Raw genomic sequence first — 22156 nt, 5'->3', positions numbered from 1 at the left:
GTCTCGCCCGTGGCTGTGAGTCGGCTGGCCGGGGGGTGCGTCAGCTCACCCCTTGCGACGCCGCAGGGCGATGATCAGGAGGACGAGCGGGGCGAGCGCCGCGGCGATCTGGGGACCGTAAGCCCGCAGCAGCACCGGAAGGGCGGTCGCCCCGAGGTCGATCGCGTCATCGGACGAGCTCGCCGGGCGCGCGGCCGGCGAGGACACGGCCGGTGAGGAGACGGCCGGTGAGCTCGCGGCGGGAGCCGCAGCGGAGGCGGGCCCCGTGGCCGCCGGCGTCGTGGTCGACCGGGTCGGCGTCTGCGCAGGCGATGTGGCCGCCTCCTCCTCGCCCGTCGGCTCCGGGGTGGCCTCGGGGGCGGCGAAGCGGCCCGCCAGGCAGTCGACGAACTGCCCGAGGAGCTTGTCGGAGACGTCCTGCATCACGCCACGGCCGAACTGCGCGGGCTTGCCCGTGATGTTGAGGTCGGTGACCACCTCCACCTTGGTGCTGGCCGCACCCTCGGGGGCCATCGTCACGACGACGTCGGCGCCCGCGGTGCCGTTGCCCCGCTTGTCCTTGCCCTTGGCGGTGATACCCATCCGGTGAGCGGCCTCGTCCTTGTCGACGAAGTCGCCGCTCCCCTTGTACACGAGCGCGATCGGACCGAGCTTGACCTTGACCGTGCCCTCGAAGGAGTCGGCGTCGGCGTGGGTCACCTGGGCACCGGGGAAGCACCCGGCGACGGACTCGATGTCGTTGAGCGCGGCCCAGGTCTCGTCGATGCCGGCGGGAACGGTGAAACTGTGGGTCAGTTGCACGAAGGTCCTCTCATCCTGCGGCCGTGAGCACGGCACGCCTCGTCAGTACGGTGGCCAGGTGCCGGCGGTAGTCGGCATCGCCGTTGAGGTCCGACGGCGGCTCGGTGCCCTCGCCGGCCAGTTCGCAGGCCGCCCGCACGCCCTCGGCGGTCGGCTGGTTCCCGACGAGCGCGGCCTCGACTGCGCTGGCTCGGACCGGGGTCGCGCCCATGTTGGTCAGGCCGACCCGTGCCTCGGCGATCGCGCCACCCTCGACCCGCACCTGCGCGGCGACCGCGACGATGGGCCACTGGTGGGCGACCCGCACGAACTTTTCGTAGTGCGAGCCCCATCCGTCGTAGGTGGGCACCCTGACGGCGGTGAGCAGCTCGTCCTCGCCGACCGCGGTCTCGAAGAGGCCGTGGAAGAAGTCGGCCGCGGGGACGACCCGTTGGCCTGACGCTCCGGTGATGACGAGCTCGGCGTCCATGGCGAGCACAGGTGCCCCGCAGTCGCCGGCGGGGTCGGCGTGGACCAGGGCCCCGCCGAGGGTGCCCCGGTGGCGGATCTGCGGGTCGGCGACCTCGCTGATCGCCTGGTGCAGAAGTCGACAGCGTCCACTCACCCGATCGTCGGCGAGGATCTCGTGGTACGGCGTCATGGCCCCGATGGTGAGCGTCCGACCGTCGTCGCTGATGCCGCGCAGCTCGGGGATCCGACCGATGTCGATGATCATCTCGGGGGCGTTGAGCCGCATCCGCAGGACCGGGAGCAGGGACTGCCCGCCGGCGAGCACCTTGGCGTCGTCGCCATGCTCGCCGAGCAGCCCGAGCGCCTCCTCTACCGACGTCGGTGCTGCGTAGTCGAACTTCGCCGGGATCATCGGACCTCTCCTTCCGTGCTCATCGCCGGTCCCGTGGGTCCGTCGGCGCCCGCCATCCGGTCGGTCTGCCCCTGGTCACCAGTCGCCTCGTCGAAGTGGGGCGCCGCGGCCCCGGTCGTGTCCTCGCCACCGGACCCGGACCGGATCGCCTGCCACACCCGCTCGGGGGTGCACGGCATCTGCACGTCATCGACGCCGAAGATGCGCAGCGCGTCGACGACACCGTTGACGATGCAGGGGGTCGAGGCGATCGTTCCCGCCTCACCCACTCCCTTGGTCCCGAGCGTGTTGCCCGTCGCCGCCGTCGAGGTGGTCGCGGTGTCGAAGCTGATGGTGTCGGCCGCGGTCGGGACGAGGTAGTCGACGAAACTGCCGCTCACGAGCGTGCCGGAGTCGTCGTAGACGGCCTCCTCCCACAGCGCCTGCGAGATGCCCTGGACGAGTCCGCCGTGGATCTGTCCCTCGACGATGAGCGGATTGATCACCTGTCCGACATCGTCGACGCAGGTGTACTTGCGCAGCCTGACCTCCCCGGTCTCGGTATCGATCTCGATGGCACTCAGGTGGGTGCCGTGCGGGTAGTTGAAGTTCACCGGGTCAAAGGTGGCCTCCGCGTCGATGCCCGGTTCGATGTCGTCCGGGTAGTCGTGCGAGGCGAAGGCCGCGGCCGCGATGTCGGTGATCCCCACGGACTGGTCCGTGCCCGCGACACCAAAGCGACCGGCCGTGAACTCGAGATCGTCGGGGTTGGCCTCGAGCACGTGCGCCGCGTAGCGCCGCGCCTTGTCGATGACCTTGTCCGCGGCACGAACCACGGCCTCGCCGCCGACGACGAGCGAGCGCGAGCCGTAGGTGTCGAGTCCCTTGTGCGAGATCTGGGTGTCGCCGTGCAGGATCTCGACGTCCTCGAAGGGGACACCCAGCCGGTCGGCGACGATCTGGCTGAAGGCCGTCTCGTGCCCCTGACCGTGCGGGCTCACGCCGACGACGACCTCGACCTTGCCCGTCGCGAGCATGCGCACGCTCGCGTGCTCCCAGCCACCCGCGCCGTAGTCGAGACTGCCGAGGACACGGCTGGGCGCGAGACCGCACATCTCGGTGAAGGTCGAGATGCCGATGCCCAGCTGCACGGGGTCCTTGGACTCGCGCCGACGACGCTGCTCCTCGCGCAGCTCGTCGTAGCCGAACATCTGCTTGGCCAGGTCCGTGGCGGCCTCGTAGTTGCCGGAGTCGTACTCGAGACCGGCAACGGAGGTGAAGGGGAACTCCTCGTGGGTGATCCAGTTACGCTCGCGCACCACGAGCGGGTCCTCACCGAGCTCGTGCGCCAGATCGTCCATGATCCGCTCGATGCCGAAGGTGGCCTCGGGGCGACCGGCACCCCGGTAGGCATCGGTCCAGGCCTTGTTGGTGAGGACCGACTGCATCGAGAAGTGGTAGGCCGGGAACTTGTAGATGGCGTTGAACATGAAGGCGCCCAGGACGGGAACGCCGCCGCCGATGAGGGCGACGTAGGAGCCGAGGTCCGCGAGCAGGTCGACCTTGAGCCCGGTGACCTTGCCCTGCTTGTCGGCGGCGAGCGTCAGCCGCTGCCACTGGTCACGGCCGTGGTGGGCCGCCATGAGCGACTCCGAGCGGGTCTCGGTGTACTTGACGGGCCGGCCCAGCTGGCGGGCCACCCACCAGGCCAGCCACTCCTCCGGCGTCACCTGCAGCTTGCCGCCGAAGCCGCCGCCCACGTCCGGGGCGATGACCCGGATCTTCGACTCCGGGACGCCGGTCGTGGCCGCGAGCGCGAAGCGCACGATGTGCGGGATCTGGGTCGCCGTCCACATCGTCAGCTGCTCGCCGGTCGGGTCGACGACGACGGAGCGCGGCTCCATGAAGGCGGGGATGAGTCGCTGCTGGCGGTACTCGCGCTCGATGACGATGCCGTCCTGGCGTGCGGTGGCAATGGCCTCCTCGACGTCACCCCCAGTGCCGGCCTCGGCGGAGTCGAAGGTCCACAGGGCCGACTTGTTGGTGCCGAGGTCGGGATGCGCGAGGACGGTGTCCTCCGCCGCCTCCTTGAGGTCGAGGGCGGCGGGCAGCTCCTCGTAGTCGACGTCGATCAGCTCAGCGGCGTCGCGCGCCTCCGCGGCGCTGCGGGCGACGACGACGGCGACGATCTCCCCGGCGAAGGTCACCCGGTCGGCCGGCATCGGCGGGTGCACCGGAGCCACCTGGTCCGGACTGACCGGCCACGCGTTGATGAGGACGCCGGCCGATTCGTCGAGGTCGGCGCCGGAGTAGACGGCGACGACATTGGTCGCGCTGGCCGCCTCGCTCGTGTCGACGGACGCGATCCGAGCGTGCGCGAAGGGGCTGCGGACCATCGCCATGTGCAACATGCCCGGCAGCACGATGTTGTCGGTCCAGCGGGTACGACCGGTGATGAGCCGCTGGTCCTCCTTGCGACGGCGGTCGCGGCCGATCTCGGTGGTGGCGGGCCGGTCGGTGACCTCCGCGGTCATGACGCATCCCCAGCGGCACCGGCGGAGGCGGCCGAGGCACTCGCCGCGGTCTGCACCGCGCGGACGATGTTGTGGTAGCCGGTGCACCGGCAGAGGTTGCCCTCGAGCCCCACACGGATCTCCTCCTCCGAGGGATCGGGGTTGTCGCGCAGCAGGTCGGCGGACTGCATGATCATGCCGGGGGTGCAGTAGCCGCACTGGAGGGCATGGCACTCGTGGAAGGCCGCCTGCACCGGATGCAGCTCGCCATCCCTGGCCATGCCTTCGATGGTCGTCACCTCGCAGCCATCTGCCTGGACGGCGAGGACGTTGCAGGACTTCACGCTCCTGCCGTCGAGGTGGACGGTGCACGCTCCGCAGTTGGAGGTGTCGCACCCCACCACCGTGCCGGTCTTGCCGAGGGTCTCGCGCAGGTAGTGCACGAGCAGAGTCCGGGGTTCGACGTCGTCCGCGACGCGGGCGCCGTCGACGACGAGCTCGATATTGGCCATGGAGCGCTCCTGATCTCGATCACGACAGTGTGATCTGGCTCATGCTAGCCACGACCGCCTCGGGAGTCACCCCCTTCGCGAGGACTCATTCCCCGCCCGACTGGTGGATCCGTCCTGCGCGCCCGGCCAGCGGTCGACCGGAGCCACCCCACCGCTCGGCGACGAACTCGGCCGCGATGCTGATGGCGGTCTCTTCGGGCGTGCGGGCCCCGAGGTCGAGCCCGATCGGGCTGCGCAGCCGGGCCAGCTCCTCGTCGGTGACGCCGACCTCGCGCAGCCGCGCCTCGCGGTCGTCGTGGGTCCGCCGCGAGCCCATCGCGCCGATGTAGCCGACCTCGGGCAGGCGAAGGGCGACCTCGAGCAGCGGGACGTCGAACTTCGGGTCGTGGGTGAGCACCGCGATGACCGTGCGGCCGTCGATGCGCCCGGCCTCCTCCTCGGCGGCCAGGTAGCGGTGCGGCCAGTCGACGACGACCTCGTCGGCGGCGGGGAACCTCGTGCGGGTGGCGAAGACCGGTCGCGCGTCGCACACCGTGACGCGGTAGCCGAGGAAGTCGCCGACGCGGGCGACGGCCGCCGCGAAGTCGATGGCGCCGAAGACGAGCATCCGCGGCGGTGGGGCGAAGGCCCAGACGAAGACGCGCATGCCCTCGCCGCGGCGTTCGCCGTCGGGGCCGTAGCCGAGGGTGGCGTTGTGACCGAGGGCGAGCTGGCCGAGCGCGTCGTCGCGGACGGCGGCGTCGACCCGCGCGGAGCCGAGGGTGCCGGTCGGCTCCTGATCGGGGCGCACGAGCATCCGCCGGCCGAGCCATGCCTCGTCGGGGTGCTCGATGACGGTTGCGACGGCCACCGGCCGGCCGGCCTCGACATCGGCGGCGATCTCGCCGAGCTCGGGGAAGGTCTCGCGGTCCATGACCTCGACCCAGACGTCGAGGATGCCGCCGCAGGTCAGCCCCACGGACATCGCGTCGTCGTCGGAGATGCCGTACCGGTGGAACTGCGGCCGGCCGGACTCCACGACCTCCTGGGCCGACTCGTAGACCGCGCCCTCGACGCAGCCCCCGGAGACCGACCCGACGGCGGTGCCCTCCGGCCCGACGAGCATCGAGGCCCCGGGGGGCCGTGGCGCGGAGCGGAAGGTCGCGACGACGGTCCCGACCCCGACGGAGTGGCCCTGCTCCCACCACTGCATCAGCTCGGGCAGCACCTCACGCATCGGCGATCACCTCCAGCAGGTCCTCGAATGCTCGCAAGGAGTGCCCCGCGACGAACTCGTCCACGTGCGGCAACGCGGCGACGATGCCGACCTGCACAGGACGGTACCCCTCCTTGCCGCGATGGGGGTTGGCCCAGACCAGATGGTGGGACATGCGGTGCAGCCGGGACAGCTGCTCGGCGAGCTCGGCCCCGTCACCGCGCTCCCAGCCGTCGCTCACGACGACCACGACCGCTCCGCGGGCGAGGTAGCGGGTGTGCTCGCGGGTGAGGAAGACCTGCAGGGCCTGCCCCAGCCGGGTACCGCCGGACCAGTCCGGCACGGCCTCCCCCACACGCACGAGGGCCCGCTCGGGGTCGCGGGTGCGCAGCGCCTCGGTGACCCGGGTGAGGCGGGTACCGAGCGTGAAGACCTCGACGGCGCCGGAGGACCCGCCCTGGCGCGGTGCCTGGGCGACGGCGTGCGCGAGTCGCAGCAGGGCGTCGGCGTAGGGCCGCATCGAGCCCGAGACGTCGACGAGCAGCACGACCCGGCGGGTGCGGGTGCCGCGGCGACGGTGGTGGACCCGGGCCGGCTCGCCCATCTGCCGCAGCATGGCGCGAAGGGTGGACCGCACGTCGATCTCCCCGCGCCGCCAGGCGGTGCGCCGGGTGGCGCGACGCACGGGCAGCCGGGGGCGCAGCTGCCCGATCATCCGGTCGAGCAGCGCCTTGCCCTCCGGCGACAGGGCCGCCACGTCGCGGTGGCGCAGGACCTCGACCTCGCTCGCGGCCACGTGCAGTGCGTCGGCCTCCCCTTCCACGCCGGCGGCACCGTCGTCCTCGGGCAAGGGGGAGACGAGCTCGTTCTGCTCCTCCCTGTCGACCCGCCGCGGCAGGTCGTCGCGCCCGGCGAACCATTCGGCGTACACCTGCTCGAAGCGCACGATGTCCTCGGGGCCCGCGCACAGGGTCGCGCGGCCGGCGAGGCGCACCTGCGCCAGGCCCCCGGCGCCGACGAGCGCGGCCGCCTCGAGGAAGGTCGTCGCCCGGTCGTGGGTCACCGGCACCCCGGCCGCCCGCACCGCATGGGTCAGCCCGAGGAGGATCTCGTCGACCTTGCCGGCGTACTGGGGTGCCGTCATCGGGCGAGCACCCGGTCCAATGCCTGCCTCACCCGCTCAGCGTCCTCGCGGTACTTGATCACGGCCCCGAGTGTGCGGGCGGCGGTCTCGAGGTCGAGCTCCGGCGACCCGAGACGCTGCAGGGCGGCCACCCAGTCGAGGGTCTCGGCAACGCCCGGCGGCTTGACGAGGTCCTCGGTGCGCAGCCGCTGCACGGCCGCGACGACCTGACGGGCGAGGGTCTCGCTCACCTCGGGGATGCGGCGGCGCACGATCGCCACCTCCCGGTCCAGACCGGGGTGGTCGATCCAGTGGTAGAGGCAGCGGCGCTTGAGTGCGTCGTGCAGGTCTCGGGTGCGGTTGGAGGTGAGCACGACCGTCGGCGGCACCTGGGCGCGCACGGTCCCGAGCTCGGGGATGCTCACGCTCCAGCTCGAGAGGACCTCGAGCAGGAAGGCCTCGAACTCGTCGTCGGCCCGGTCGATCTCGTCGACGAGCAGCACCGCCGGGGCCCGCCGCAGGGCCTGCAGGACCGGCCGCTCGAGGAGGTAGCGCTCGTCGAAGAGCGAGCTCTCGGCCTCGGACGCCTCGAGCCCACCACTCGCGTGGAGCGCCTCGAGGGTGCGAAGGTGGAGGATCTGCCGCGGGAAGTCCCAGTCGTAGAGGGCCTGCGAGGCGTCGATGCCCTCGTAGCACTGCAGCCGGACGAGCGGCACGCCCTCGAGCTCGGCGAGGGCCTCGGCGAGCGCGGTCTTGCCCGTGCCCGGCGCCCCCTCGAGCAGCAGCGGCCGGCGCATCTCCCGGGCGAGGAAGACCACGGTGGCGAGGTCCTCGTCGGCGAGGTAACCCGTGGCACCCAGCCGGTCCGCCAGCTCCTGCGGTGACGTCATGCAGGAAGGGTACGCCGAAGGGCGGTCCCCCGTGACCGGGGAACCGCCCTTCGCGCGTGGTGCAGGTGGTGCGGGGTGGGCTCAGAAGCCCATGCCGCCCATGCCACCCATGTCGTCGCCACCGGGCATGGCCGGGGCGGCCTTCTCCGGCTTGTCGGCGACGACGGCCTCGGTGGTGAGGAAGAGCGCCGCGATGGAAGCGGCGTTCTGCAGCGCGCTGCGCGTGACCTTGGCCGGGTCGATGATGCCCTGGGCGATCATGTCGACGTACTCACCGGTCGCGGCGTTGAGGCCCTCGCCCGCAGGCAGGTTCTCGACCTTCTCGGTGACGACGCCGCCGTTGAGGCCGGCGTTGGCCGCGATCTGCTTGAGCGGGGCACCCGCCGCGACGCGCACGATGTTGGCGCCGGTCGCCTCGTCACCCTCGAGCGAGAGCTTGTCGAAGGCGGCCTTGGTCGCCTGCAGGAGCGCGACGCCACCACCGGCGACGATGCCCTCCTCGACAGCGGCCTTGGCGTTGCGCACGGCGTCCTCGATGCGGTGCTTGCGCTCCTTGAGCTCGACCTCGGTGGCCGCGCCCGCACGGATGACGGCGACGCCGCCGGCGAGCTTGGCGAGGCGCTCCTGGAGCTTCTCGCGGTCGTAGTCCGAGTCGCTGTTCTCGATCTCGGCCTTGATCTGGTTCACGCGGCCGGCGATCTGGTCCTGGTCGCCAGCACCCTCGACGATGGTCGTCTCGTCCTTGGTGACGACGACCTTGCGGGCGCGGCCGAGCAGGTCGAGCTCGGCGGTCTCGAGGGAGAGGCCGACCTCCTCGGAGATGACCTGGCCACCGGTGAGGATGGCGATGTCGGCGAGCATGGCCTTGCGGCGGTCACCGAAGCCCGGGGCCTTGACGGCGACGGACTTGAAGGTGCCCTTGAGCTTGTTGACGACGAGCGTCGACAGCGCCTCGCCCTCGAGGTCCTCGGCGATGATCAGCAGCGGCTTGCCGGCCTGCATGACCTTCTCGAGGACGGGCAGGAGGTCCTTGATCGAGCCGATCTTGGAGTTGGCGATGAGGACGTAGGGGTCCTCGAGCACGGTCTCCATGCGCTCGGTGTCGGTGACGAAGTAGCCGGAGATGTAGCCCTTGTCGAAGCGCATGCCCTCGGTGAGCTCGAGCTCGAGCCCGAAGGTGTTGCTCTCCTCGACGGTGATGACGCCTTCCTTGCCGACCTTGTCCATGGCCTCGGCGATCTTGGCGCCGATCTCCTGGTCAGCGGCGGAGATGGAGGCCGTGGCAGCGATCTGCTCCTTGGTCTCGATCTCCTTGGCCATCGCGAGCAGCTCGTCGGACACCGCAGCGGTGGCCTTCTCGATACCGCGCTTGAGGGCCATGGGGTTGGCGCCGGCCGCGACATTGCGCAGGCCCTCGCGCACGAGCGCCTGGGCGAGGACGGTCGCCGTCGTCGTGCCGTCACCGGCGACGTCGTCGGTCTTCTTGGCGACCTCCTTGACCAGCTCGGCCCCGATCTTCTCGTAGGGGTCGTCGAGCTCGATCTCCTTGGCGATGGACACGCCGTCATTGGTGATCGTGGGGGCGCCCCACTTCTTCTCCAGGACGACATTGCGGCCCTTGGGGCCGAGGGTGACCTTGACGGCGTCGGCGAGGGTGTTCATACCCCGCTCGAGACCGCGACGGGCCTCCTCGTCGAAAGCAATGAGCTTTGCCATTCGGGTGGTTCCTCCACGCGAATCGAAGGGTGCGACCGGGGGTGCCCGCGACGGACGGAGTGCGACCACCCGGCTCACGTCACCGTGCGATCGCGCCCCTCACCTGACCGGTCAGGACTGTCACTCTCACAAGGAGAGTGCTAAGACCCATTATTGGCACTCTCACCGAGCGAGTGCAAACGCCGTGGCGGACGACGGAGTGCGGCCAGCCGGCCGCACTCCGTGGTCGTGGGTTCGTGGGTGACCTCAGCGCACGGTCTCGTAGCGGTGGATCCAGGCCTCCCCTCGGGTGCTCCACCGCACCCGGGCCCCGCCCACGGTGCCGGACACGTTGGCGTCGACCTCACGGCGCACCGCCCCGCCGTGGTTGCTCGTGCGCTGGGCGCCGTCGGCGAAGAGCGTCAAGTCAGCGGCGAAGCGCCGGCTACCGGACACGAGGGTCCCGTCCACCACGGCCGAGCGCATCGTCGAGCTCACCCGGTAGTCGGCGCTCCGGGGCCGCAGGTATCTCGTGCTGCGGTGAGTGCACCGGCTCGACCGCCACGTCTGGGCGACGGTGGCGCCGGTCGGGCAGAAGAAGGAAGTGATCTTCATGGCCGAGGCCGGCCACGGCATCCCCTCGGTGTCGGTCTGGTAGGTGAACCGGTGCTGGTTGCCCCGCGCCCCGCTCATCGCCCCGTCGAGCATGACCCGGACGGTGACGTGCTCGGCGAGCACGCGCGTCGTGTCGGCCGGCGCGGCCTGGGCACTCGCCCCGGTGGCGACGAGACCGACGGATGCCGCGGTCACCAGCAGTGTGCGTGTGGTGGTCTTCATGTCTCTCCCCTGTCTGTCATGGGGTCGTCGACGGTGACGACCCTCACAACGGGAGACGCACGAAGGGGGCGGACGGTTGCGTCGACCGGCGGCGGGCGTTGGTCAGGCGCGCGGGTGCAGCCCCTCGAACCCGGCGCGCATCTCGCCGTCGGCGTCGGAGGAGACCGGGTCGTCGAGGTCGGCGACGAAGACCGCCACGAGCTCACGGACCGGGTTGTCGCGGGCCTCGGTGAGCAGTCCGCGCCAGGCGCCGATGTTGGGGTGCTCGACGGTCGTGCACGCCTGCGCGGGCTCGAGTCCCTCGACGGCCGCCTGCAGCTGGTCGACGGAGACGTCGAGGGTGGCAGTGGCGCCGTCGTGCCGCAGCACGGAGGCGAGGACGACGGCCGCCAGCCCGTGGCTGCCGCCGGGGAGGTTGACGTGCGGGAACTGCACGTCCGGGTCGCTGGTCGCGGGGGTGATGCCCACGGCCCAGGCCACCGGCGGCGTCCAGCCGTCGAGGCGCTCGGCGAGGTGGGCGCGGATCGCGGCGAGGCCCTCGGGGGTGCTCCAGTCCATGTCGCTCATGGCCCCACCCTGCCAAGTCCGAGGGCGGCTCCGGTACCCCCTGCGCACCGGAGCCGCCCTCGGCGTCCCTCCCGTGGAGTCAGACGTGGCCGGGGCGGCTCCGGTTGGCCCGGACGCGAATCCGAGACCGATCTGTGATCTGGAGCGGCGCTCAGACCTCGAACCCGAGGCGGCGGGCGCTGCGGGTGCGCTGCCTCTGGTCGCGCAGGCGGCGCAGACGCTTGATCAGCATGGGGTCCTCGGAGAGCGCCGCGGGGTTGTTGATCAGGGCGTTGAGCACCTGGTAGTAGCGGGTGGAGCTCATGTCGAAGAGCTCCTTGATCGCCTGCTCCTTGGAGCCGGCGAACTTCCACCACTGGCGCTCGAAGGCGAGGATCTCGCGGTCGCGGTCCGAGAGCGGGACCGAGGGGGTCGGCGCGGCGGTCTGGTCTGCGAGGTTCACGCGTCGCACTGTACCGGCGTAATCACACGCCTGTCATTCCCTTCGGCGTGTCGGCTGGACAGCGCGGACGAGGGGGGTCACTCGCGCCCCCTTCGCCTCACCCGTCACAGCACACTCAGCCCATGGAGTCGAGGATCGCGACGATGTCCTCCGTCGTCGTCTGCGGGTTGACGATCGCGAAGCGCGCCAGCGTCTCGCCGTCGTGGTTGGTCGGGACGACGAAGGCGAACTCCTCGTCGAGGATCCGGTCGGACCAGACCTGGTAGTCGGCCGCGGCCCAGCCCTTGCGCCGGAAGACGAGGACGGACAGGAAGCGTTCGCCGACGAGCTCGAGGTCGTCCCTGCGGGCGACCTCGGCCTCGGCGAAGGCGGCGACACGCAGCGTCTGCTCGACCGAGTCGCTGTAGGCCTGCGTGCCGTGCGTGGCGAGGGAGAACCAGAAGGGCAGCCCGCGGGCCCGTCGGGTGAGGCCGACGGAGTAGTCGGTGGGGTTCCAGTCGGTCGCCTCGGTGAGCACGTCGAGGTAGCCGGCGTGCTGGGTGTGGGCATTGAGGGCCGCCGCGGGGTTGCGGTAGATCAGCGCGCAGCAGTCGAAGGGGGCGAAGAGCCACTTGTGCGGGTCGACGATGAAGCTGTCGCAGTGCTCGATGCCCGCGTAGAGGTGGCGCACCGACGGCGCCGCGAGGCCCGCACCGCCGTAGGCACCGTCGACGTGGAACCAGATGCCGAGCTCGCGGCACACCTGCGCGACCGACTCGAGGTCGTCGACGATGCCGAAGTTGGTCGTGCCCGCGGTCGCGACGACCGCGAAGTAGGTCTCGGGCCCGTTGACCAGGAGCACCTCGCGCAGCCGCTCCCCCGCGAGCCGGCCTCGCTCGTCGGGCTCGACGGTCGTCAGCTCGGCGTCCATGACGTCGCACGCCGACTGGATCGACGAGTGCGCGCCGTGGGTGGTCGCCACCCGGAAGGGCCGCTGCCCCGGGGCTGCGGTGCGTCGCGCCTCGGTGCGGGCGGCGACGAGGGCGGAGAGGTTGCCGATCGTGCCGCCGGGGACGAAGACGCCGCCCGCCGACTCCGGCAGACCGACGAGGTCGGCGATCCAGCGCAGCGCCTGGTTCTCGGCGTAGACGGCACCGGAGCCCTCGAGCCACGACCCGGCGTAGATCGAGCTCGCCCCGACGACGAGGTCGAACATCGCGGCCGCCTCGGTGGGGGCGCACGGGATGAAGGAGAGGTAGCGCGGGTGGTCGACCGACAGGCAGGCCGGCGCGAGCACCTCGGCGAAGAGGTCCATCGCCTGCTGACCGCCCAGGCCGTCTCGGGTGATCGTCTGCCCGGCCTGCTCCTGCAGCTGCGCGGGCGTCAGCGTGCGGTCGAGCGGCACCGGGTCGAGCTCGAGCCGCTCGCGGGAGTAGTCGAGAACCGTCTGCGCCAGCTCGGCGAGGGACATGTTGTCGTCAGCGAATCCGTGCACGCGTGCACTCTAGGTGCGCCGCGCACTTCACCACGTCGTCCACCTTCTGTTAACCTTGTGTTCACCAAGGCACACCGTCTGGTTCACCCGGCCCACCAGGAGGCCCACATGTTCACGATCAACGTCGACCACGTCGCCGCCAACATCGCTGCCGACCTGTGCGTGCGCTACCCCCAGGTCGCCTGCGAGCGCATCGAGGCCATGGTCGCCTCCGCCCGCGAGCGGATCGAGCCGACCAACACCCACCCCGAGTTCATCGCGCCGCTCATCGAGCACGCCGTGCGCATCGAGCTGCACGACCTCGCCGGCGCCCCGGTGCCGCCGACGAGCGCCACCTGCTGATCCCCCTTCGCACCGCGACGATCCCCCCGGCACCCCTGCGCCGGGGGGATCGTCGTACGTTGGGGGCGTGCCCACGCGACCGCTGACCGAGCTCGTCCAGCCGTCGTGGGCACAGGCACTGGAGCCGGTGGCACCCGCGATCGCCGCGATGGGCGACGTCCTGCGGGCGGAGCTCGACGCCGGCCACGGCTACCTGCCGGCGGGCGAGCACGTGCTGCGCGCCTTCACCATCCCGCTCGAGCAGGTGCGGGTCCTCGTCGTCGGCCAGGACCCCTACCCGACGCCCGGGCACGCGATCGGTCTGTCCTTCGCCGTCGCACCCGAGGTGCGGCCGCTGCCGCGATCGCTGACCAACATCCACCGGGAGCTCGTTGACGACCTCGAGGTCCCCCAGCCGACCAACGGCGACCTCAGCCCCTGGGCACGGCAGGGCGTCATGCTGCTCAACCGCTGCCTCACGGTCCGGCCGGGCGCGCCGGGCAGCCACCACGGCCGCGGCTGGGAGACCGTCACCGACCGGGCGATCGAGGTCCTCGCCTCCCGCGGCGGACCGCTCGTCGCGATCCTCTGGGGCCGTCAGGCCCGCAACCTCGCCCCGGCGCTCGGCGACGTGCCGCGCGTCGAGAGCGCCCACCCCTCTCCCCTGTCGGCCCGCAACGGCTTCTTCGGCTCGCGGCCCTTCAGCCGCACCAACGAGCTGCTCGCCCGCCAGGGCGCCGACCCGATCGACTGGAGCCTGCCGTGACCGACCCGACCGTCCCCGCCGAGCACCCCTGGCGCCGCTACGTCGCAATCGGCGACTCCTTCACAGAGGGCATGGTCGACACCGACCCGCGCCACGAGGGCCGCTTCATCGGCTGGGCCGACCGGCTCGCGGCCGAGCTCGCAGGCCGCACCGGCGGAGAAGAGCTGCACTACGCCAACCTGGCGATCCGCGGCCGCAAGCTCGACGACGTCGTCGGTCGTCAGCTCGACGAGGCGATGACGATGGCCCCCGACCTCGTGTCGATCGTCGGCGGCGGCAACGACATCCTCCGGCCGCGCGTCGACCTCGACGCCATCGCCGCCCGGCTCGAGGAGGCCGTCGCGCGGATCCGGGCGACCGGCGCCGACGTGCTCCTCGCGACCCCGACCGACCCGCGCGGGGCGGGACTCTTCTCCGCCCTGCGCACCCGGCACGCGGTGCACACGGCCAACCTCTACACGATCGCCTCCCGGCACGGCGCGCATGTCCTCGGCCTGTGGGGCATGCAGTCGATGCGCGACCCGCGCATGTGGGGCGAGGACCGCATCCACCCCAGCACCGAGGGGCACCAGCGGCTCACCCAGGCGGCTCTCGCGGCGCTCGGCCTCGGCGCGCGGGAGGGGTGGGACGAGCGGCTGCCCGCTGCGCCGCCGGTCACGGCCGCGCAGCGCCGTGCGGAGCGCGCGCGGTGGGCCGTCTCCTACGCCGGCCCGTGGGTGCAGCGCCGGCTCACCGGCCGCTCCTCCGGCGACTCGGTGACGGCCAAGATCGGGCGACCGACCCCCTTCGGCCCGCAGAACCTGCCCACCGACTGACCCGCGCCCGAAGTCGCATTGCCCAACAGCAATGCGACCTCTGTGCTGCATCTGCGGCTGATACGGTCCTGTCATGACGCAGATGCGGGTGTCCGAGGCGGCCGAGCTGCTCGCCGTCTCCCCCGACACCATCCGACGGTGGATCGACGGCGGGCGCCTCACGGCGACGAAGGGAGCGGGGCCCGTCCTCGTCGACGGCGCGGACCTCGCCCGGCTCGCGCAGGAGATCGCCCAGCCACCGGCCATCGGCAGCGTGCGCGACGAGTCCGCCCGCAACCGCATGCGCGGCATCGTCACCGAGGTCCTGCGCGACGGGGTCATGGCACAGGTGAGCCTGCAGGCCGGGCCCTTCCGCGTCGTCTCGCTCATGTCGCGCGAGGCCGCCGACGAGCTCGGCCTCGAGCCGGGCGTCGTCGCGGTCGCGTCGATCAAGTCGACCAATGTCGTCATCGCCACCCCGGGGAGCCCCGCATGATCCGTCGCACCCTCACGACCACGACCGTCGCCGCGCTGGCCCTCGCCCTGGCGGCGTGCGGCTCCGACTCCGGCGACGGGTCGGGCGGCGAGGGCGGCACGACCACCCTCCACGTCGCGGCCGCCGCCTCGCTCACCGAGGCCTTCGAGGAGATCGCCACGGACTTCGAGGCCGAGCACGAGGGCGTCGAGGTCGAGTACCAGTTCGCCGGGTCCTCCGACCTCGCGACCCAGATCGAGAGCGGGGCGCAGATCGACGTCTTCGCCTCGGCCGACGAGGCCAACATGGACAAGGTCGCCGACTCCGTCGAGGACCCGCAGATCTTCGCCACCAACGTGCTGACGATCATCACCGAACCCGGCAACCCGAAGAAGATCAGCGGGTTGGACGACCTCGCCGCGAACCCCGACCTGGCCGTCGTCGTGTGCGCCGAGCAGGTCCCCTGCGGGGCCGCGGCCACGACGCTCACCGAGCAGCAGGGCGTCACGCTCGACCCGGCGAGCGAGGAGTCCAAGGTGACCGACGTGCTGACCAAGGTGAGCAGCGGCGAGGCCGACGCGGGTCTGGTCTACGTCACCGACGCCACCGCCGCGGGCGAGGACGTCGAGACCGTCGAGACCGAGGGCGCCGACGAGGTCGTCAACAGCTACCCGATCGCGACCCTCACCGACGCCGCCGCCGCTGACCTCGCCGAGGACTTCGTCGCCCACGTGACCGGCCCCGAAGGGCAAAAGGTGCTGCAGGACAAGGGCTTCGGCACCCCGTGAGACCACCCGCCTGGCTGTGGCTCCCGGCGGCGGGGGCCGTCCTCGTCGTCGTCGTCCCGCTGCTCGGCCTGCTCACCTCCGTCGACGTCGGGTCGCTCTGGCCGCTGCTGACCTCCGAGGCGTCGCTCGACGCGCTCCTGCTGTCGCTGCGCACCGCGGTCGTCTCGACCCTGCTGTGCATCCTGCTCGGTACCCCGCTCGCGATCCTGCTCGCCCGGGGCCGCTGGCCGGGTCGGTCCGTGCTGAGGGCGCTCGTCCTCGTCCCGCTCGTCCTGCCACCGGTCGTCGGCGGTCTGGCCCTGCTGACGACCTTCGGTCGCCGGGGCCTGCTCGGCGAGCACCTCGTCGCCGCGGGCGTGACGATCTCCTACACGACCACCGCGGTCGTCCTCGCGCAGACCTTCGTCGCGCTCCCCTTCCTCGTGCTCTCGCTCGAGGGCGCGGTCCGCGGCCTCGACCCACGGCAGGAGCAGGCCGCGGCGACCCTCGGTGCGAGCCCGTGGCGCCGCCTGACGCGGGTCACCCTCCCGCTCGTCGGACCGGGGCTGCTGTCGGGCTCGGTGCTGGCCTTCGCCCGGGCGCTCGGCGAGTTCGGCGCCACGCTGACCTTCGCCGGGTCCGCGCAGGGCCGCACCCGCACCCTGCCGCTCGAGATCTACCTCCAGCGGGAGGTCGACCAGGACGCCGCCATCGCCCTCTCGCTCGTCCTCGTCGTGCTCGCGACGCTCATCGTCGGTGCCGTCTACGCCCGGACGACGAAGGGAGGACCGGCGTGAGTCTGCAGGTCACCGCCCGCTGGGCCCAGCGCGGCCTCGACGTCGACCTCACCCTGCCGGCGGGGCGGCACGCGCTGGCCGGACCCAACGGCGCCGGCAAGTCCTCGCTGCTGTCGGTCATCGCCGGGCTGGCCCCGATCGACGGGAGCCGGATCGTCCTCGGCGGCCGCAGCCTCGACGGCGTGCCGCCGCACCGTCGCCGGGTCGTGCTGATGAGCCAGGCGGCGCAGCTCTTCCCCCACCTCGGCGTGCGGGACAACGTCGCCTTCGGCCCCCGCAGCCTCGGTCACGGTCGACGAGCGGCCCGGGCGCTCGCCGACCACTGGCTCGAGGTCGTGGGCATGAGCGCCTTCGCCGACCGGCGACCGGGTGGCCTCTCCGGCGGCCAGGCCGCCCGGGTCGCCCTCGCTCGGGCCCTGGCTGCGGAGCCGGTGGCGCTGCTGCTCGACGAGCCGCTGGCCGCCCTCGACGTCGAGGCGACACCGCAGATGCGGGCGGTCCTGTCCGACGTGACGCACGAGCGCGACGACCTCGTCGTCGTGCTGGCCACCCACGACGTCCTCGACGTGCTCACGGTCTGCGACGGCGCCGACGACACCCTCACGGTCCTGGGCGAGCAGGTCGAGCACGGCCCGGTGCGCGCCGTGCTCGACCGACCGCGCAGCGGGTTCACCGCAGACCTGGCCGGGGTCAACCTCGTGCGGGCACGGGCGGGCTCCGGGTCCGGAGCGCAGGCCCGCGACGACACCGGGGCGAGCACGGTGGTCGCCACCGGCCCGCACGACGTGACCGGCGACTGCTGGGTGACCTTCGCCCCCGACGCGGTCTCCCTGCACCGCGACCGGCCCGAGGGCTCCCCGCGCAATGTCTGGCCGGGTCGGGTCTCCCGGGTCGAGGCCCACGCGGGCCGGGTGCGCGTGGGGCTGGAGTCCCCCTTCGTCATGAGCGCCGAGATCACGCCCGCCGCGCTGACCGAGGTGCCCCTGCGGCCGGGCGCGAGCGTGTGGGTCTCGGTCAAGGCGACGCAGGTGCGGGTGCACCCGGCGCACGCCGGGGCGCTCAGCTGAGCCGGCCGTCGCGGAAGTCGCGGAAGGCCCGGCGGGAGTCCTCGTCCAGACGCACGATCGACTGCCCGGACTGCATGCCCGTCGGGCCCTGGGCCACCGCCGTGCCGACCCGGGTGGGATCGACCCGGAAGAAGGCCGCGGAGACGAGGAGCATGTCCTGCGCCGACAGGTTGCTGCTCGCGTGCTCGTCGATGACGGTGAGCGCCCCGGGGATCGAGCCCGGCCCGCGCAGCCGCGCCTGGATCGCCGCGGAGGCCAAGAGCAGGCCCTGGTTGCGGGAGCGGTCGAAGTCGCCGCCCGGCAGTGACTTGCGCTCACGGGACCAGGCGAGCGCCTCGCGGCCGTCGAGGTGGTTGTAGCCCTTCTTCACCTGGCCGCCGGACAGGTGCGAGTCCATCGCCCTGGGCGCGATGAAGTTCAGCCCACCGAGCTCGTCGACGATCGCCTCGAAGCCCTCGAAGCCGGTGACGACGTAGCCGTCGACGTCGATGCCGCTGATGCTGCTCACGGACTCGGTCTGCCCGCTCGGCCCGGCGAAGACCATCGAGGAGTTGAGCTTGCCCTGTCCGTGCCCGGGGATCGGGACCCACAGGTCGCGGGCGAAGCCCATGAGGCCCGCGCCGCCCGTGCCGTCGACCCCGAGGAGCTGGATCGCGTCGGCGCGTGAGCGCTCGACGTCCTGGCCGGGGCGCGCGTCGGAGCCGATGACCAGGACGTGCCTGGCCCCACCGAGGTCGGCCTTGCCGCGGGTCCCGCCGAGGCTCGGCCACCACCCGCCGACGACCTTCCAGCCCTGGCGGCCCCTGGGCTGGACGGCGAGGGTGACGTCGTCGCCGGCGGTGACGACGGCGACCTTCGAGCCGCGCCAGGTGCCGAGCGAGGCCTTGCCGCGCAGGGTCGCCGAGCCGTACTTCTTCGCCACGGCGGAGGTGAGCGCCGCGGGCGCACCAGTGACCTTGGCCGCGGGTGCGGCTGCGCTGCTGGAGGTCGGGGTGGGGGTGGAGCTCGACGAGCTCGCAGGGTCCGACGACGGGGCCGGCGACTCCTCGGCGGAGCAGGCCGCGACCGCCAGCGCGAGGGCGGTGGCGGTCGCAGCGGTACGGGCGAAGGGAGGTCTCACCCCTCCACCGTAGGCCGGTCAGCTGTCGTCGTCGTTGTCGTCGTCGTCAAGGTCGTCGTCGGCGTCCTCGACCCGGGCCGTGCCGTCGGCGGCGACCTGGACCTCGGAGGAGGTCTTCCCCTTCGCCACGTCGACCTCCCAGGTCTCGTCGTCGTCCTGGTCGTCAATCTCGTAGGCGGTGCCGTCGGCCTCCTGCTCGGCCGCCTCGATCGCCGCGTGCCACGTGTCGGACCCCGAGCTGCTCGCCGGGGCGGTCTCGCTCGTGGCGTCGTCACCCGGGGCGGGGTCGGACTCGCCACAGGCGGAGACACCCACGGCGAGTGCCGCGGTCAGGGCGATCAGGGCGGCGCGGCCGATGTTCTTCATGTCGACCACCATCCCCTGCAACGAGCCCGGGGCCAGCCCGAAGCGATTCTGAAGGGTCTCTCACGGCCCCCTCACCTCCCCCTCATCCACGCGGCCGACCACCTCCCCGATGCACCTCCTAGAGTGGCCCGCATGGCAGCAACGAGGCTCATGCCCACGGACATCGGTGACGATCTCATCGAGCTCACCCGGGCGATCTGCGACAAGACCCTGCGACCGCAGGTGGACGACGTCGAGGCGCGCGCGGCCACCGAGGAGGTCTTCCCGCGGGAGGTCTTCCGCACGCTCGGGCGGGCAGGTCTGCTGTCGCTGCCCTACCCCGAGGAGCTCGGCGGTGGCGGCCAGCCCTACGAGGTCTACCTGCAGGTCGTCGAGGAGATCGCCTCCGCCTGGGCGGCCGTCGCGGTCGGCGTCTCGGTGCACTCGCTGACCGCCTATGCCGTCCACACCTACGGGACCCCCGAGCAGCAGGCAGCGCTCCTGCCCGACATGCTCTCGGGCGAGACCCTCGGCGCCTACGCCCTCTCCGAGCCGCTCGCCGGCTCCGACATCGGCGCGATGACCACCCGGGCGACCCCCGACGGCGAGGACTGGCGCATCCGCGGACGCAAGGCCTGGATCTCGCACGCCGGTCACGCCGACTACTACACGACCTTTGCCCGCACGAGCGACGACGGCGGCCGCGGTGTCAGCTGCTTCGTCGTCCCGGCCGATGCCGATGGCCTGTCCTTCGGCACCCCCGAGCGCAAGATGGGCCTGCACGGCGACACCGTGCGCGAGGTGATCTTCGAGGACGTGGCGGTGGCCGGCGACCGGCAGGTCGGCGACCTCGGGCGCGGGGTGCCCATGGCGCTCGCCGGGCTGGAAGCCGGCCGTCTGGGCATCGCCGCCGTGGCGACCGGCCTGGGCCAGGCAGCCCTCGACGTCGCGGCCCGCTACGCGAGCGAGCGCGAGCAGTTCGGCCGGACGATCGCGAGCAACCAGGGCCTGGCCTTCCTCCTCGCCGACATGGAGGCCGCAGTGACCAGTGCGCGCGCGACCTACCTGCACGCGGCCCGGCTGCGCGACGCGGGGCGGGCCTTCGGCAAGGAGGCGGCGGTGGCCAAGCTCGTCGCGACCGACGCGGCGATGCGGGTGACCACCGAGGCGATCCAGGTGCTCGGTGGCGCCGGCTTCACCCAGGACTTCCCCGTGGAGCGCTACTTCCGCGAGGCCAAGGTGACCCAGATCTTCGAGGGGACCAACCAGATCCAGCGGCTGGTCATCTCGCGCCAGCTCCTCGCCGGGCTCTGACCCCCTTCGCCCGTCAGGCCTCGTGGTCCCGGGAGATCCCGGGCAGGAGCGCCTCGCCGCGGCGCAACGCGTCCATGGCGCCGGGGCTCTGCGCGACGCGGTCGAGGCTGCGCCGACGGTAGCGCCAGATCATCCAGGCGCCGAAGCCCCACAGGAGGAACTGGACGCTCATCGCGCTGCGGAAGTCGTCGAGGGTGTAGGTCGACGGGCCGCCGGGGGCCAGCCGGTCGAGGACGAGGCCGATGAGGGCCATCGTCACGAGCGAGGCGACGAAGCCACCCATGTTGACCACGCCGGAGGCCCGACCCAGCCGGTCGCTGCGGTGGAAGGTGCGGGCCAGGTCGAAGGCGATCATCGACCCGGGGCCGCCCACCGCGGTGACGGCGACGAGGACGACGAGCAGCCACAGCGGAGCCCGGCCGGGCAGCGCGAGGACGACTGCCCACACCAGGGCGATCGTCCCGACGACGCCGAGCGCGACGACCGAGCGGTAGTAGGGGTTGCGGCCGGTCCAGCGCCCGATCGTCGGACCGGCGACGAGCGCGACGAAGGTCATCAGGGTGAGCAGCGTCGAGGCCGTGGTCGGTGACAGCCCCTGCCCCGAGACGAGGAAGGGGTAGCCCCACAGCAGCGCGAAGACCGTGGGGGCGAACTGCGAGGTGAAGTGCACCGAGAGCCCGAGCCTGGTGCCGGGGTCGCGCCAGACCTCGGTGAGGCTGTGCCGCAGGGCGCGCAGCTTGATCCGCTCGACCTCGCCGCGCTCGTAGGGCGAGTCCTTGATGACCGCGAAGGCACCGAGGAGCAGGATGACGCCGAGCGAGGCGGCCAGGGCGTAGGTGCGGGTCCAGCCCATGCCGTGCAGGGCGGCGCTCAGGGGTACGGCCGCGGCGACGGCGCCCATCTGGCCGATCATGCCGGTGATCTGGGTGATGACCGGCGCCTGCCGCACGAGGAACCACACGGCGACCAGCCGAAGGACCGCGGTGAAGACCATCGCGTCGCCGGCACCGACGAGGGCCCGGGCTCCCAGGCCCATGGCGAAGCTGTCGGCGACGGCGAACCACAGCTGCCCGACGGTCATGCAGACCAGGCCGCTGATGATGAGGATGCGTGAGCCGAAGCGGTCGAGCGCCACCCCGACGGGCACCTGCATGCCGGCGTAGACGGCGAGCTGGAGGACGGTGAAGGTCGCCAGCTGGCTGGCGTTGATGTCGAAGCGGTCCGCCGCGAGCAGCCCCGCGACCCCGAGGGAGGTGCGGTGGAAGACGGCGAGGACGTAGACGGCGAGGCCGGCGCCCCAGATGGCGTAGGCGCGACGCCGCCCGATGTCGTGCAGCTGTCGGGTCCCGGTCACTGGATAGATGGTACGAATCCGTGCGCGGTGCAGGCAATTGCGTCCACGGACCGAGGTGCGACTGCGTCCACGGACCGAGGTGCGACGACTTGTCGCACGCACTTGACACAAGACGAAGGGAGGAGGACCGTCGTTTTGTCGCACTC

Annotated in this window: 23 protein-coding genes; 8 read left to right on the top strand and 15 right to left on the bottom strand. The window is 72.1% G+C overall.

What is annotated here, in order from left to right:
* Positions 1-45: 45 nt before the first annotated feature.
* From H7A72_RS01810 to H7A72_RS01755, 12 genes are all read right to left on the bottom strand, one after another.
* On the bottom strand, positions 46-801 hold the full coding sequence (locus H7A72_RS01810) for an SRPBCC family protein (protein WP_185221439.1): 756 nt from the start codon (positions 799-801) through the stop codon (positions 46-48).
* A 10-nt stretch (positions 802-811) separates the two neighbouring features.
* Complete coding sequence (locus H7A72_RS01805; RefSeq protein ID WP_072623599.1) at positions 812-1663, bottom strand: xanthine dehydrogenase family protein subunit M; 852 nt, start codon at positions 1661-1663, stop codon at positions 812-814.
* Positions 1660-4176 carry a xanthine dehydrogenase family protein molybdopterin-binding subunit gene (locus H7A72_RS01800; RefSeq protein ID WP_185221438.1) on the bottom strand — a complete coding sequence of 839 codons (2517 nt, stop codon included), beginning with the start codon at positions 4174-4176 and terminating at the stop codon, positions 1660-1662. The genes H7A72_RS01805 and H7A72_RS01800 overlap by 4 nt, the downstream gene beginning before the upstream one ends.
* Complete coding sequence (locus H7A72_RS01795; RefSeq protein WP_084451404.1) at positions 4173-4667, bottom strand: (2Fe-2S)-binding protein; 495 nt, start codon at positions 4665-4667, stop codon at positions 4173-4175. Before H7A72_RS01795 ends, H7A72_RS01800 begins: the two co-directional genes overlap by 4 nt.
* Before the next feature lie 85 nt (positions 4668-4752).
* Positions 4753-5883 carry an XdhC/CoxI family protein gene (locus H7A72_RS01790; protein WP_084451405.1) on the bottom strand — a complete coding sequence of 377 codons (1131 nt, stop codon included), beginning with the start codon at positions 5881-5883 and terminating at the stop codon, positions 4753-4755.
* Entirely contained in the window at positions 5876-7006 is a 1131-nt protein-coding gene (locus H7A72_RS01785; protein ID WP_084451406.1) for a VWA domain-containing protein, read from the bottom strand. Before H7A72_RS01785 ends, H7A72_RS01790 begins: the two co-directional genes overlap by 8 nt.
* The gene (locus H7A72_RS01780; protein WP_072623595.1) at positions 7003-7875 is read right to left on the bottom strand and encodes a MoxR family ATPase; all 873 of its coding nucleotides are present in this window, start codon (positions 7873-7875) and stop codon (positions 7003-7005) included. The genes H7A72_RS01785 and H7A72_RS01780 overlap by 4 nt, the downstream gene beginning before the upstream one ends.
* A gap of 81 nt (positions 7876-7956) precedes the next feature.
* Positions 7957-9591: a chaperonin GroEL gene (groL, locus tag H7A72_RS01775; protein WP_072623594.1), complete on the bottom strand. Its 1635-nt coding sequence runs from the start codon at positions 9589-9591 to the stop codon at positions 7957-7959.
* 246 nt (positions 9592-9837) lie between these two features.
* Positions 9838-10407: a hypothetical protein gene (locus H7A72_RS01770; protein WP_185221437.1), complete on the bottom strand. Its 570-nt coding sequence runs from the start codon at positions 10405-10407 to the stop codon at positions 9838-9840.
* Positions 10408-10509: 102 nt separating this feature from the next.
* Entirely contained in the window at positions 10510-10974 is a 465-nt protein-coding gene (locus H7A72_RS01765; RefSeq protein ID WP_185221436.1) for a hypothetical protein, read from the bottom strand.
* Positions 10975-11125: 151 nt separating this feature from the next.
* Entirely contained in the window at positions 11126-11425 is a 300-nt protein-coding gene (locus H7A72_RS01760; RefSeq protein ID WP_185221435.1) for a DUF3263 domain-containing protein, read from the bottom strand.
* Between the two features lie 106 nt (positions 11426-11531).
* On the bottom strand, positions 11532-12890 hold the full coding sequence (locus H7A72_RS01755) for an aminotransferase class V-fold PLP-dependent enzyme (RefSeq protein WP_223277733.1): 1359 nt from the start codon (positions 12888-12890) through the stop codon (positions 11532-11534).
* Between the two features lie 108 nt (positions 12891-12998).
* Between H7A72_RS01755 and H7A72_RS01750 the strand changes: the two genes are divergently transcribed.
* The 7 genes from H7A72_RS01750 (at position 12999) to H7A72_RS01720 (ending at position 17877) form a co-directional block, all read left to right on the top strand.
* On the top strand, positions 12999-13232 hold the full coding sequence (locus tag H7A72_RS01750) for a three-helix bundle dimerization domain-containing protein (RefSeq protein WP_072623590.1): 234 nt from the start codon (positions 12999-13001) through the stop codon (positions 13230-13232).
* A 67-nt stretch (positions 13233-13299) separates the two neighbouring features.
* Complete coding sequence (locus H7A72_RS01745; protein ID WP_185221434.1) at positions 13300-13977, top strand: uracil-DNA glycosylase; 678 nt, start codon at positions 13300-13302, stop codon at positions 13975-13977.
* Positions 13974-14792 carry an SGNH/GDSL hydrolase family protein gene (locus H7A72_RS01740; protein ID WP_185221433.1) on the top strand — a complete coding sequence of 273 codons (819 nt, stop codon included), beginning with the start codon at positions 13974-13976 and terminating at the stop codon, positions 14790-14792. The genes H7A72_RS01745 and H7A72_RS01740 overlap by 4 nt, the downstream gene beginning before the upstream one ends.
* Positions 14793-14865: 73 nt before the next feature.
* Entirely contained in the window at positions 14866-15267 is a 402-nt protein-coding gene (locus tag H7A72_RS01735) for a molybdopterin-binding protein (protein ID WP_072623587.1), read from the top strand.
* On the top strand, positions 15264-16034 hold the full coding sequence (gene modA, locus H7A72_RS01730; RefSeq protein WP_185221432.1) for a molybdate ABC transporter substrate-binding protein: 771 nt from the start codon (positions 15264-15266) through the stop codon (positions 16032-16034). The genes H7A72_RS01735 and modA overlap by 4 nt, the downstream gene beginning before the upstream one ends.
* Positions 16031-16810 (top strand): ABC transporter permease, encoded by a 780-nt coding sequence (locus tag H7A72_RS01725; protein WP_072623585.1) that lies wholly within the window; start codon positions 16031-16033, stop codon positions 16808-16810. Before modA ends, H7A72_RS01725 begins: the two co-directional genes overlap by 4 nt.
* Positions 16807-17877, top strand: coding sequence for a sulfate/molybdate ABC transporter ATP-binding protein (locus tag H7A72_RS01720; protein WP_185221431.1), 1071 nt, complete (start codon positions 16807-16809; stop codon positions 17875-17877). Before H7A72_RS01725 ends, H7A72_RS01720 begins: the two co-directional genes overlap by 4 nt.
* Here H7A72_RS01720 and H7A72_RS01715 read toward each other — a convergent pair.
* Together H7A72_RS01715 and H7A72_RS01710 are read right to left on the bottom strand one after the other, a co-directional pair.
* Entirely contained in the window at positions 17870-18997 is a 1128-nt protein-coding gene (locus H7A72_RS01715) for an LCP family protein (protein ID WP_185221430.1), read from the bottom strand. The genes H7A72_RS01720 and H7A72_RS01715 overlap by 8 nt on opposite strands.
* An 18-nt stretch (positions 18998-19015) precedes the next feature.
* Positions 19016-19363, bottom strand: a complete 348-nt coding sequence (locus tag H7A72_RS01710; protein ID WP_185221429.1) for a hypothetical protein — start codon at positions 19361-19363, stop codon at positions 19016-19018.
* A 132-nt stretch (positions 19364-19495) separates the two neighbouring features.
* Between H7A72_RS01710 and H7A72_RS01705 the strand changes: the two genes are divergently transcribed.
* The gene (locus H7A72_RS01705; RefSeq protein ID WP_185221428.1) at positions 19496-20656 is read left to right on the top strand and encodes an acyl-CoA dehydrogenase family protein; all 1161 of its coding nucleotides are present in this window, start codon (positions 19496-19498) and stop codon (positions 20654-20656) included.
* 13 nt (positions 20657-20669) lie between these two features.
* Here H7A72_RS01705 and H7A72_RS01700 read toward each other — a convergent pair whose 3' ends face one another.
* Positions 20670-22010, bottom strand: coding sequence for a nitrate/nitrite transporter (locus H7A72_RS01700; protein ID WP_185221427.1), 1341 nt, complete (start codon positions 22008-22010; stop codon positions 20670-20672).
* Positions 22011-22156 lie beyond the last annotated feature (146 nt).

This window comes from Janibacter sp. YB324 (genome assembly GCF_014217915.1).
GTDB classification, from domain to species: domain Bacteria; phylum Actinomycetota; class Actinomycetes; order Actinomycetales; family Dermatophilaceae; genus Janibacter; species Janibacter indicus.
The sequence above is the reverse complement of the archived record's forward strand: the minus strand, read 5'-3'. Positions and strand labels throughout refer to the sequence as shown.

Bases quoted from the DNA above. Each gene is read 5' to 3' on its own strand.
- H7A72_RS01805 (WP_072623599.1), bottom strand. From the start codon at position 1,663: ATGATCCCGGCGAAGTTCGACTACGCAGCACCGACGTCGGTAGAGGAG.
- H7A72_RS01800 (WP_185221438.1), bottom strand. From the start codon at position 4,176: ATGACCGCGGAGGTCACCGACCGGCCCGCCACCACCGAGATCGGCCGC.
- H7A72_RS01795 (WP_084451404.1), bottom strand. From the start codon at position 4,667: ATGGCCAATATCGAGCTCGTCGTCGACGGCGCCCGCGTCGCGGACGAC.
- H7A72_RS01790 (WP_084451405.1), bottom strand. From the start codon at position 5,883: ATGCGTGAGGTGCTGCCCGAGCTGATGCAGTGGTGGGAGCAGGGCCAC.
- H7A72_RS01785 (WP_084451406.1), bottom strand. From the start codon at position 7,006: ATGACGGCACCCCAGTACGCCGGCAAGGTCGACGAGATCCTCCTCGGG.
- H7A72_RS01780 (WP_072623595.1), bottom strand. From the start codon at position 7,875: ATGACGTCACCGCAGGAGCTGGCGGACCGGCTGGGTGCCACGGGTTAC.
- groL (WP_072623594.1), bottom strand. From the start codon at position 9,591: ATGGCAAAGCTCATTGCTTTCGACGAGGAGGCCCGTCGCGGTCTCGAG.
- H7A72_RS01770 (WP_185221437.1), bottom strand. From the start codon at position 10,407: ATGAAGACCACCACACGCACACTGCTGGTGACCGCGGCATCCGTCGGT.
- H7A72_RS01765 (WP_185221436.1), bottom strand. From the start codon at position 10,974: ATGAGCGACATGGACTGGAGCACCCCCGAGGGCCTCGCCGCGATCCGC.
- H7A72_RS01750 (WP_072623590.1), top strand. From the start codon at position 12,999: ATGTTCACGATCAACGTCGACCACGTCGCCGCCAACATCGCTGCCGAC.
- H7A72_RS01735 (WP_072623587.1), top strand. From the start codon at position 14,866: ATGACGCAGATGCGGGTGTCCGAGGCGGCCGAGCTGCTCGCCGTCTCC.
- modA (WP_185221432.1), top strand. From the start codon at position 15,264: ATGATCCGTCGCACCCTCACGACCACGACCGTCGCCGCGCTGGCCCTC.
- H7A72_RS01710 (WP_185221429.1), bottom strand. From the start codon at position 19,363: ATGAAGAACATCGGCCGCGCCGCCCTGATCGCCCTGACCGCGGCACTC.
- H7A72_RS01705 (WP_185221428.1), top strand. From the start codon at position 19,496: ATGGCAGCAACGAGGCTCATGCCCACGGACATCGGTGACGATCTCATC.